The 10,758-nt window shown below is 50.4% G+C and carries 11 protein-coding genes; 7 read left to right on the top strand and 4 right to left on the bottom strand.

The features are described 5' to 3' along the window. Together AACZ40_RS25300 and AACZ40_RS25305 are read right to left on the bottom strand one after the other, a co-directional pair. Positions 1-573, bottom strand: a 573-nt coding sequence (locus tag AACZ40_RS25300; RefSeq protein WP_339676336.1) for a PCRF domain-containing protein, incomplete at its 3' end; no start/stop codon positions are given. A 165-nt stretch (positions 574-738) separates the two neighbouring features. Continuing rightward, complete coding sequence (locus tag AACZ40_RS25305; RefSeq protein ID WP_291170864.1) at positions 739-1,026, bottom strand: type B 50S ribosomal protein L31; 288 nt, start codon at positions 1,024-1,026, stop codon at positions 739-741. A 618-nt stretch (positions 1,027-1,644) separates the two neighbouring features. Between AACZ40_RS25305 and AACZ40_RS25310 the strand changes: the two genes are divergently transcribed. From AACZ40_RS25310 to AACZ40_RS25340, 7 genes are all read left to right on the top strand, one after another. Further along, entirely contained in the window at positions 1,645-3,336 is a 1,692-nt protein-coding gene (locus AACZ40_RS25310; RefSeq protein ID WP_291170862.1) for a dihydroxy-acid dehydratase, read from the top strand. A 38-nt stretch (positions 3,337-3,374) separates the two neighbouring features. Further along, the gene (locus AACZ40_RS25315; protein WP_291170860.1) at positions 3,375-4,796 is read left to right on the top strand and encodes a UDPGP type 1 family protein; all 1,422 of its coding nucleotides are present in this window, start codon (positions 3,375-3,377) and stop codon (positions 4,794-4,796) included. A gap of 80 nt (positions 4,797-4,876) precedes the next feature. Further along, positions 4,877-5,953: a mannose-1-phosphate guanylyltransferase gene (locus AACZ40_RS25320; RefSeq protein ID WP_291170859.1), complete on the top strand. Its 1,077-nt coding sequence runs from the start codon at positions 4,877-4,879 to the stop codon at positions 5,951-5,953. Beyond that, positions 5,937-6,425 carry a Holliday junction resolvase RuvX gene (ruvX, locus tag AACZ40_RS25325; RefSeq protein WP_291170857.1) on the top strand — a complete coding sequence of 163 codons (489 nt, stop codon included), beginning with the start codon at positions 5,937-5,939 and terminating at the stop codon, positions 6,423-6,425. Before AACZ40_RS25320 ends, ruvX begins: the two co-directional genes overlap by 17 nt. 93 nt (positions 6,426-6,518) lie before the next feature. Then, complete coding sequence (locus AACZ40_RS25330) at positions 6,519-7,382, top strand: hypothetical protein (protein WP_291170855.1); 864 nt, start codon at positions 6,519-6,521, stop codon at positions 7,380-7,382. A gap of 395 nt (positions 7,383-7,777) precedes the next feature. Further along, a complete protein-coding gene (locus AACZ40_RS25335) occupies positions 7,778-8,239 on the top strand; it encodes a hypothetical protein (protein ID WP_291170853.1) in 462 nt (153 codons plus the stop codon). A gap of 141 nt (positions 8,240-8,380) precedes the next feature. Further along, complete coding sequence (locus AACZ40_RS25340) at positions 8,381-9,160, top strand: class I SAM-dependent methyltransferase (RefSeq protein ID WP_291170851.1); 780 nt, start codon at positions 8,381-8,383, stop codon at positions 9,158-9,160. A 16-nt stretch (positions 9,161-9,176) separates the two neighbouring features. On the opposite strand, the gene pyrH is transcribed toward AACZ40_RS25340, so the two are convergent. Both pyrH and tsf read right to left on the bottom strand, forming a co-directional pair. Then, positions 9,177-9,944 (bottom strand): UMP kinase, encoded by a 768-nt coding sequence (gene pyrH, locus AACZ40_RS25345; RefSeq protein WP_291170849.1) that lies wholly within the window; start codon positions 9,942-9,944, stop codon positions 9,177-9,179. Between the two features lie 116 nt (positions 9,945-10,060). Then, a partial coding sequence (gene tsf, locus AACZ40_RS25350; protein ID WP_339676343.1) for a translation elongation factor Ts occupies positions 10,061-10,758 on the bottom strand: 698 nt, incomplete at its 5' end.

The following is a 10,758-nucleotide window of genomic DNA, read 5'->3' on the forward strand; positions in this document are numbered from 1 at the left end:
CGTTTCCGCTACACGTTGTACACGGTGTCCGCCACTTTCAAACTGCAAGCGGTGATACGCGCCTTCACCGGCAATGGAATAGGTGACTTCCTTAATGCCCCCCAGTTCGGTGGCACTCAGATTCAAGACTTCTGTTTTCCAGCCCCTTTGTGCTTCTACATAATGCATGTACATATCGAAGAGTTCCCGGGCAAACAGAGCCGCTTCGTCGCCGCCGGCACCCGCGCGAATTTCCATGATCAAGCCGCCACGCGTGATGGAATCACCGGCGACCACCAGGTCTTCGAGCTCTTTGGTATGCTTCTCGTGCTCTTCGTAGAGTTCGTCGAGTTCCTTCTGCGCATATTCTCTGGCAGCCGGATCAGACTCTTCTTCCAGCATTTCCTGGGCGACTTCGATGTTTTCGGCACGGTTATTATACTCGCGAACTGCTAACGCAACTTTCGCCAGGCCGCCGTACTCACGCTGGATTTCAACCAGCTTACTGGTATTAGCCAGAACTTCCGGATCCTGGAGTTCTTTTTCCAACTCCTCATAACGATCCAGTTTTACCTGCAGGGTGGGAAACTTCATTTACCCGAATCCACGATAAGCCTGTCTGTGGTGTTCGGTTTGCCGCTTCACACAGTGTGGAAGCACAAACCCAGACATAAAAAATAGAAAAGAGACGACCATGCATCAAACGAGGCTCATACGGATCGTCCGTAGAGCCTCAGTTTATGACAATAAATAATTGTGCTACTCTTCTTCTTTTTTGTTCGCTTCTTCTGCACCTTTGCGTTTGTCCCAGTTGTATTTCTTCTGGAATTTTTCCACGCGACCGGCACTGTCAACAAACTTCATCTTACCGGTGTAGTAAGGATGAGATTTAGAGCTGATTTCCACTGCCACCAGGGGGTAGGTGTTTCCGTCTTCCCATTCGACTGTGGCTTTGGAAGTGGCTGTTGACTGGATGAGGAATGAATCACCTGTTGAAGTATCCTTAAAAACAACAGGGTGATAATCGGGATGAATGTCTTTTTTCATTTTCTCAGCTTCTTTATTACCTGAAAACCTTAAATCGATTTCACAGACTGTCCGCTGCCAGTCTTGTGGATCGGGACTCCGAAAGCACTTCTTGCCGTGTGCTGTCCCTGACTCTGCTTTATTACCGATGCCGGGCATCGAACTGCTTTGCCGGAATGACCTCTCAAACGTAATCGTTCGAGTACTCAGATTCCTAAAATTAGAAAACAAAACAGCTTATAGAAATCTCTGCTTTACGAAACATCACAGTTTACGTTCCTCTGCACGAATGAGCAAGCGCAAAGGCAGATTAGATCAATTCACAGCAACTCATTATATAGCAACAACATACAATATTTCAAGACCTTCTGATTTCAAACAATTCAGCCAATTTTTCAGAATTTCCTGATCTGGACTCTATTCTCAACGCGCCTCAATGAAATTATCTGGAATAGACCTGTCCCTAACAGGAGGCAGTGCTGCTTCGGGACTCTCCTATTGGAAAATGGCGATTGGACTCTGTATCTGTTTTGAAAATCAAATGTTAAGTAACTTGGCGTGTCGCCAGGGACTGTTTAGAGTTAGATAAAAACAAGAGACCACATTCCCTGTCACCCCAATTCGCTCAGGAATATCATCATGGATCACCCTTTCAACTGGAACAGTCAGAACCTGACCCATGGCTGGCAGCGGGGAGTCACCGCTTTTTATTATGGTCTGGGCTTTTCAGATCAGGATTTCGACAAGGCTCAGATCGGGATTGGGGTGCCGTTACTGGATGGTAATCTTTGTAATGTGCATGCATACGATCTTGCGAAAGAAATTGCCCAGGGATGTCAGTCCGCAGACATGATCGGCCTCCCGTTTGGAGTTCCCGCCGTAAGTGACAACATCACCCAGGGACAGGAAGGAGGCAACGCCAGTCTCCCTTCACGGAATATGATCGCGAACGCAGCGGAATGCGTCGTGAGCGCACACTCATATGATGCCCTGATTGGTCTGCACAACTGTGACAAAAACGGACCAGGCTTCGCCATGGCGCTGGCGCGACTCAATTATCCGGGCCTGGTTGTCAGTGGAGGCAGTATCATGCCGGGCTGCCACAAAGGTCAGGACATTTCAATCCTGGATGTTTACGACTCACAGGCTGCTGCCGCAGTCGGGGCGATGGAACAGGAAGAAGCAGAACAGATATTGAAAACCGCCTGCCCCGGACCAGGCGGGTGTGGGATCGCCGCTTCCTTCAATACCTGGGGGATCGCGCTGGAAGCCATCGGACTGATGCTGCCATTCAGCAGTTCGACTCCGGCCATTGATAATGCAAAAAAAACGGAATGCCTGAACGTCGCCTCTGCCGTGCGAAACCTGCTGCAGAAGAATATCCGGCCGCGCGACATCCTGACCCGAACAGCATTTGAAAATGCAGCCGCCACCATCGCAGCCGTCGGTGGATCTACGAATGGCATCCTGCATCTACTCGCGCTGGCACGAGAAGCAGGCGTCGATTTTCATCTGCAGGACATCCAGCAAATCCTGCGAAAAACGCCTGTTTACTGCAGCTTTGCACCGCGCGGCAAAAAAACCATGGTCGATCTGCATCACCTGGGTGGCACACCGGTTCTCATGAAACATCTGCTCAAAGCAGGCATCATCGACGGAAGTTGCCTGACGGTGACAGGAAAAACAATCGCAGAAAATCTGGCAGACATCGGCGATGTTCCCGCCGACCAGGAACTGATCGCCCCGCTGGATCAACCTTACAAAACCTACGCCGATATGCAGGTATGCTTCGGCAACCTGGCACCGGGAGGAATCGTCTTTAAAGTCTCCAGCATGCAGGAATCACACTTCACAGGCACCGCCCGTTGTTTTGATGAAGCAAAGGGTGTCGTCGATGCCGTTGAGGCCGGTAAGATCAAACCTGGCTGTGTCATTGTATTACGTAACCTCGGCCCCGTCGCATCCGGCATGCCGGAAGTACTGGTCGCGACAGCTGCCCTGACCGTGCCGGAACTTGATGGCAAAGTCGCCTTTATCTCTGACACCCGTGTGTCCGGCGTCTCACACGGTGCCATTGGCGTACACTGTTCTCCGGAAGCAGCCGTCGGTGGTCCCATCGGGCTGGTCCAGGATGGTGACCCGATCTCATTTGATCTGCTCAAAGGTGAAATCAGCGTTGATATTTCCGACCAGGAATTACAGCAGCGTCGTGAACGTTATAATCTCAAACCCGTTAAACATTCCCGCGGCTACCTGGCTGATTTTTCAGCAACCACCTCACAGGCCCATCATGGCTGTGTGAGTAAAGCCCTGCTGCCGGATTGCGAATAAACCCGGAACCCCCATTCAACAAAAGGGAACCAGAACATATGACAGCCCCCGAATCCTTTCCAGAGGACCTTTACCAGACATTAGCAGACTTTCAGCAGACTCATCTCCTCGCCTGGTGGGATGAACTGAATGAAAGAGAGCGGTCCGAACTGTTGGCACAGATCCAACGCATCAACTTCGCTCAGATCCAGCGGCTGTATACTCCCGATCCCTCCGCGAAATCAGAGGAATCGCCGGCTCAGAAAGCAGAACGTGCTACCCGCCCTGCTACCGTGGTTCGACTGGAAGATCGCAAGTCCGCTCCGACTGAGTCAGAAAAAGCAACTGCGCAAGGCAATCAACTGCTGGCAGCAGGCCGAGTCGGTGCGATCCTCGTTGCGGGCGGCCAGGGTTCGCGCCTGGGGTTCAGCCATCCTAAAGGCATGTATCCCATCGGACCTGTCAAACAGACCTCGCTGTTTCAGATTCTGGTCGAACAGCTACGGGCCCGCGCACGCCAGGCAGGTCAGCCGATCTCCTATTTCATCATGACCAGTGATGCCACTCACGAGGAGACCGTCGAATATTTCCAGCAGCATCAGAATTTTGGACTGTCCTCAGACGATCTCTACTTCTTTAAACAGGGTACGATGCCCGCCGTGGATGCGGAATCGGGGCAGATCCTGCTCGAGCAGAAACACTACATCGCTGTCAGTCCGGACGGACATGGTGGCATGCTGGCAGCACTGAAAAACAATGGTATGTTTGATGTGATGCGCGAAAAGGGCATCGACACACTCTATTATCACCAGGTCGATAACCCGACCGCCATCGTCTGTGATCCGGAGTTCCTGGGCTATCACCAGAATGCGAACGCCGCTGTCTCCGTGAAAGTGGTCTCGAAACGATCCCCTGATGAAAAAATGGGGGTCGTCTGCGACGTGGATCAGAAAACCCAGATCATCGAATACAGTGACCTGCCGGATTCGATTGCCGAGCAGACAGATGAGGCTGGCAACCTGTTGCACTGGGCGGGCAGCACAGCGATTCATATTTTCAATCGGGATTTCCTGGAACAGATCGCCAACGACGATGCGCGGCTTCCGTTCCATCAGGCGAATAAAAAAGTGCCGTTTATCGATGCATCGGGTTCTCAAGTCGCTCCTGAAGAACCCAATGCAATCAAATTTGAGCGGTTCATTTTTGATGTGCTGCCTGAAGCTGATACCGTACTGGTCTATGAAACGGATCGATCGCGTGAGTTTAATCCCGTCAAAAATGCAGAGGGCCAGGATTCTCCCCGGACAGCCCATGAGGCACTCAACCTCATCTTTTCCGACTGGCTGCAGTCTTGTGGTGTCAAACTTCCCGCTGATGCCATCGTTGAGATCAGCCCGTTATTTGCCGTGGATGAAACAGAGCTAAAACAGAAAATCTCAGTCGATACGCAATTTACATCTCCCCTGTATCTGGGAGAATAGCAGGCTGCTGCTGAATTGATACACTCAATTCCTGCGAACATTCAGGTAGAACACACTTCCCTTCCGGAGAAACAGGCTTCATGCTTCATACAGTTGTCATGGCGGGTGGCAGTGGAACCCGCTTCTGGCCTCAAAGCCGCAAAGCGATTCCCAAACAGCTGCTCAAACTCGTGGGCCAGCAGACCATGATCCAGGAAACCGTTGCGCGCTGTCGCGAACTTTCAGAGGCGCAGCAAATCTGGATCGCCACGAACAATACGCTTACACCTGAAATCAAACTCCAACTCCCTCAGTTGAGCCCGGACCAGATCCTGGTCGAACCGGTACCTCGAAATACTGCCCCCTGTATTGGCCTGGCAGCGATCCATCTACTGCACGTTGATCCCGAAGCCATCATGCTTGTGGTCTCGTCCGATCATGTAATCCAGCCGGAATCAGCTTTCGTGAATACCGTCAGACAGGCGGTAAAACTGATTGAAGCCGAACCGGATACCCTTGCGCTGATCGGCGTCCCCCCGGCTTATCCCGCCACCGGGTACGGCTATATTCAAACTGGATCCGCCATCGCAGCGAATCTGCCGGGCTTGAGCGTCAAAGAATTCAAGGAAAAACCAGACCCCGAAACCGCGCAGCAGTATTGTGACAGTGGTGACTATCTCTGGAACTGCGGAATATTCGCCTGGAAAGCGCAAACGATACTGAAGGCGATAGGTCAATTTGAACCGGAAATGCACAACCAGTTGAGGGAGATCGCCGCCGTCATCGATTTGCCGCAATATACTGAAACACTGGAACGCACTTTTCCTGACATGAAATCCATTTCCATCGATTATGCAGTTCTCGAGCACTCCAGGAAACATCTGGCTGTCATTCCAGCTGAGTTTGAGTGGGACGATGTCGGCAACTGGAACACGCTGCAGAAATATTTCCCCACCGATGCCGATGGCAATACCGTATTGGGACCACACTGCGGCCTGCAAACCTCCAACAGTATTATCCGAACGACAGACGATCATCTGATTGCGACATTCGGTGTGGAGAACTGCCTGATCGTACACACGCCCGATGCCACATTGATTGCGCCGAAAGATGATGAATCCGCGATCAAAAAACTCGTGACCCTGATCGAGGAGCGCGGCTATGAACAATACCTCTGAAACCGGTCAACCGTTTGAAGTGGAATTCCCTGCAGAGGGACGGTTGCTGGGACTCGACTATGGCACGAAACGGGTCGGTATTGCGATTTCCACCTTCGAACAGAATATCGCCAGCCCGCTGGATAACTACAACCGACAAAGCCCCCAACAGGATCAGAAACACTTCACAAACATCATCACAGAGTATCGATGCAAAGGCCTGGTTGTGGGCCTGCCCGTGCATATGAGTGGTGATGAAGGGCAAAAAGCCAGAGAAGCACGCCAGTTTGGTAACTGGGTCAGCCAGTTCGCCGAGATCCCCGTCTGTTACTGGGACGAACGCTATTCTTCCGCAGCGGCAGAAGAGATTCTGGTCAACATGAATATGAGCCGCAACAAACGGAAGGCCTACCTGGACAAACTCGCTGCCCAGATCATTTTGCAATCCTTTCTCGACAGTCAGGATCGCACGCAGATTCCCGGATCTTTTTGAACCGTTTTCGTCCGTGATACGGTATAATGAAAACAGTGCGGCTGTAAGACACGTACTCATTTTCCCGAACTACCTGAATTCGAATCCAACCCAATGACACAGATGCCCCTGGATCGTGAAGAATATATCGAACAGACTTACTTCTTTCGCAATTACCGTGAAAGACTGGAAGATGCGATCCCCTCCCAGGTCGTTCTGGCAACGATCTATGAAGAAATTCTGGCAACGACCAAACTGCCGATGGCGATTGACTTCCTCAAAGGAGAGTTAATGCTCACCGGACGTATCTCCGATGGAATGCAGAAACTCGCACACTATTTCACGCCATTTCAGACTTACATCATGAAAAATGCGGAAGCTGATAAGTCCAGATTCGATCAGAAAATTGCTTTGAAAATCCTGGAACGTGAAGCCAAATATCGCACCGAATCACCCAGCAGCGCAGGAATGTTTATCTATCAGTTCGAATGCATTTCCCGCAACCGCCTGGGATACCATCATGGTCTGGAAGCCATCTCCCGGGATACCCAATACAATACTGACTGGTCTGAATGGATCCGCAAGCTGAAACAGCAGCTGGGATCTGTTGATTTTGCACAGCTGATTTATATGCGTTCACAACATTTTGTTGATGAACAGCGCAGACGCCCGGGTAATGCCGAGTTCGAGCCTCGGTATCCGGTTTTATTCAGTAGTCAGGATGGACGGATCGCCAAAGCCAATCTCAATCGTGATCCCTTATACATGTTCGGGGCTCTGCAACGTCAACTGGGCTATCCTGAAGTCCCCAGAAATCAGCCTCAAACGGGTAAATCGGTGTTCCACCCTGCTCTGGAAGCCCGATTACATAAAATTGAAGCGCGATTGCAGTTGATTGATTCAGAACTGAAAGGGAATTTAGACTTGAACCAGTTTATGGTCAAAGATGCAAAATTTGAAAACCTCGACCCTCAATAGTATTCACATGTATCATTTTCAGGCAATTCTGGAATTCAGACTTGTCAATCCAGCTGTCAATCCCCTACCATATGTTTAGAGGATATCCCGTTTTACTGTAGCGTCACCAAAGCCGTGTGGCCCGAGTCTAGCTGACAGAATGACGCTCTGATTCAATGTGATATGCTCTAACAAAAGCCTGTTAAACCAGGCAATAGATCCCCCAGCCTCCTCAGCCGGAAAAGTTGAGGGATTCATACAAAGTTAACCTGTTGTCTTTGTGAAATTCAAACTCAGGAGGTAACATCCCACCAGCTGAACTTGACGTTCCCACCTTAATTTCAAAGAAGAAACGCCTTATTTTCCCACCCCTTCCCTACACCCACCTTATGTAGGAACTACAGAAAGGCTCAACGATGTCTACAATGTCTATCGAAGCGCCAGAAGCGCGCTCCAGCTATGCATCCACAACCTCTGTCGAATCTTATGCCCTGTCTGCGATCAGAATGTTAGCGTGGACCCTGGGTGCAATCGTTTTCTGTCTGGCAATGGTTGACTTTTATGCCCAGGCTTACGCACATGAAACGGAGCTGGCTTTACAACATGCTCAGAACGAATTGCTCGATCAGAACAAAGATCTGCGGATGTCTGATGTCAATAAATACATCAACGGCAAACCGACTGTGCTGACGCGACCTGCCGATAACCATACCCAGATGTGTAAAAAGATGAAGCAGTATACCTGGAAAGGATTCTTTAAAGATTACTCGATTTCCGTCTACATCGGCCTGGGAGAAAATCCTTCGATTGATTTTGTTCACGGCCCGGGAGAAATAATTGAAGACCTTCCCACCCATACCCTGGGAAAAGCCCTCTAACAAGAGCGACTGAACTCAGATTCTTTCGACACTGGTTGAACATCAGCCTTGAGCAGACTATAACGTCTGCTTGAGGCTTTTTTTATTGATACTGCGAATGTCTTCTCCAGAGCACAATACGTAATTCGGCAAGAAAGAAATATGGAAACGATCAAAGGGCACCTGTACGACTACCCCAAATATTACGATCTCATTTTTGGAGATGACTGGAAAGCCGAGTTTGACTTTCTGCAAAACTGCTTTGAAAAGCACGCCACACGGAAAGTGAAACGACTGTTTGAGCCCGCATGTGGAACCGGGCGTCTGCTGATCAAACTGGCCCAGGCGGGCTATCAGGTTTCGGGAAACGATCTCAATCAGCATGCAATCAAATATTGCAATGACCGACTCGAGCGTTTTGGCTTCCCCCGTTCTGCTGTTCCAGGAGATATGTCGGACTTCAAACTGAAAAAACCTGTCGACGCTGCCTTTAATACCATTAACAGCTTTCGCCATCTGCCTTCCGAAACCGCAGCTGAAAACCATTTGAAATGTATGGCTGATGCGATTGTGTCCGGCGGATTGTATATTCTGGGATTACATCTGACTCCCACGGTGGGAGAGCCGATGCAGAGTGAAAGCTGGTCGGCCCGACGCGGAAACCTGCAGATCAATTCACATATGCAGTCAATCTCCACAGACTTGAAGAAACGGAACGAGCACCTGGAGATGACGTTTGACGTCTACACACCCTCGCGACAGTTTCAGCTGTTTGACACGATGGACTACCGCACGTATACCGCGCCGCAATTTAAAGCGTTGCTGAAAAAAGTCCCTGAATTCGAAGTCGTGGAGATGTACGACTTCATGTATGAAATGGACTTTACGATCGAACTCGATGCACAGACTGAAGATGTTGTCTTTATTCTGCGCAAGAAGTAATCGTCAGTAACCGGGCTTATCCTTCTGTCCGCGATTCGACTGTCGGCAGCACGCGTGTGCCAATATTTTCGCCGGCCACTGCTTTTTCGATGTTTCCGGTTTTGCGGAAGTTGAACACCAGGATCGGGATCCCGTGCTCCATACAGTGATGCAGTGCCTGGGCATCCATCACCTGCAGATTCTTATGCAGTACATCCTGGTAACTGATCTCGGAAAAACGAACCGCATGCGGGTTTTTCTCTGGATCATCAGAATAGATGCCGTCCACCTTGGTCGCTTTGAGTAGAATATCCGCGTCAATTTCACGGGAACGCAAAGCTGCTGCCGTATCCGTCGTCACAAAAGGACTACCGGTTCCAGCAGCCAGAATCACCACGCGCCCTTTCTGCAGATGACGAATGCACCGTCGGCGAATAAAGGGTTCTGCTACCCCTTCCATGCGAATTGCCGTCTGCAGACGTGTCGCCACGCCCGCGTTTTCCAGGGCATCCTGCAGGGCGAGACCGTTAATCACAGTCGCCAGCATGCCCATATAATGGGCTGTGGCTGGATTGATCGAACCGCTGGAAGAGGAAAACTGCTTGCCTCGTAAAATATTGCCACCCCCACAGACGATGGCCAGCTGGACTCCGGAATCGACCAGTCGTTTGATCTGGCCGGAAATCGACTCCAGCTCAGACATGCTGATGCCACCTTCTCCATCGCGGCAGAAAACCTCCCCGCTTAATTTGAGTAAAACACGCTCATAGGCAGGCTTAAGCAAAGGGGCGGGAGAATCGTTCATCCGTGGTATCCTCAAAAGTCGGTCTGGAGATGATTGTAAAAAGGAGCACTCAGCGTCGATATAGAAAAAAACGCACGCGCACTGAATGAGTACGCATGCGTCACAGTTTTAAATGCTTAACCGCCAATTGCACAACGGGTAAATGAGACTGCTTCCAGTCCTTTTTCAGCTAATGCCTGGCTGACAGTCTTGGAATCATCAACCGCGTAAGGCTGATAAACCAGTACGCCCTGTTCGACAAAAAACGTTTTCATGCGGCCATCAACAATTTTTTCGATAATGTTATCTGGCTTGCCGGTCGCTTTGGCTTCGGCAATCAGACGATCGCGTTCTTCCTGGACCACAGCGGGGTCCAGTTCTGATTCATTGACGGCAACCGGTTTCAGAGCAGCAATATGCATTGCCACGCCACGAAGCAGTTCGGGATCTGCCGTTTCACCTTTTGCCTGCAGCAGAACGCCGGTTTTTCCATCATGGTGCACATAGCTGCCAGTTGGTCCCGAGGAGCGGGCGATTCGAGTGACGACAATCTTTTCACGGATCTTGTTTAACATATCCATGAAGTCATCATTCAGAGTTTTGCCGGGTGTCTTTTCGGAAGGCAGCGCCAGCAGACCTTCGACTGTATTGACTTCCGGATTGGCAATCAGTTGCGCGACACAGGCATTGGAGAAGTTAACCAGGTCTTCTCCACTGGCAACAGGAGCTGACTCGCAGGCCACTTCCAGCATCACTGTTTCTGAACCATCTTCGTTGGACAGGACGGTAATCCGACCTTCTGAAGTGGCATTGTCGCTTCGCTTCAGTTGGATCT

The organism is uncultured Gimesia sp., assembly GCF_963972345.1.
Classification (GTDB): Bacteria; Planctomycetota; Planctomycetia; order Planctomycetales; family Planctomycetaceae; genus Gimesia.

Excerpts from the sequence above, each read along its gene's own strand:
- AACZ40_RS25305 (WP_291170864.1), bottom strand. The coding sequence starts at position 1,026 with ATGAAAAAAGACATTCATCCCGATTATCACCCTGTTGTTTTTAAGGAT.
- AACZ40_RS25310 (WP_291170862.1), top strand. The coding sequence starts at position 1,645 with ATGGATCACCCTTTCAACTGGAACAGTCAGAACCTGACCCATGGCTGG.
- AACZ40_RS25315 (WP_291170860.1), top strand. The coding sequence starts at position 3,375 with ATGACAGCCCCCGAATCCTTTCCAGAGGACCTTTACCAGACATTAGCA.
- AACZ40_RS25320 (WP_291170859.1), top strand. The coding sequence starts at position 4,877 with ATGCTTCATACAGTTGTCATGGCGGGTGGCAGTGGAACCCGCTTCTGG.
- ruvX (WP_291170857.1), top strand. The coding sequence starts at position 5,937 with ATGAACAATACCTCTGAAACCGGTCAACCGTTTGAAGTGGAATTCCCT.
- AACZ40_RS25330 (WP_291170855.1), top strand. The coding sequence starts at position 6,519 with ATGACACAGATGCCCCTGGATCGTGAAGAATATATCGAACAGACTTAC.
- AACZ40_RS25335 (WP_291170853.1), top strand. The coding sequence starts at position 7,778 with ATGTCTACAATGTCTATCGAAGCGCCAGAAGCGCGCTCCAGCTATGCA.
- AACZ40_RS25340 (WP_291170851.1), top strand. The coding sequence starts at position 8,381 with ATGGAAACGATCAAAGGGCACCTGTACGACTACCCCAAATATTACGAT.
- pyrH (WP_291170849.1), bottom strand. The coding sequence starts at position 9,944 with ATGAACGATTCTCCCGCCCCTTTGCTTAAGCCTGCCTATGAGCGTGTT.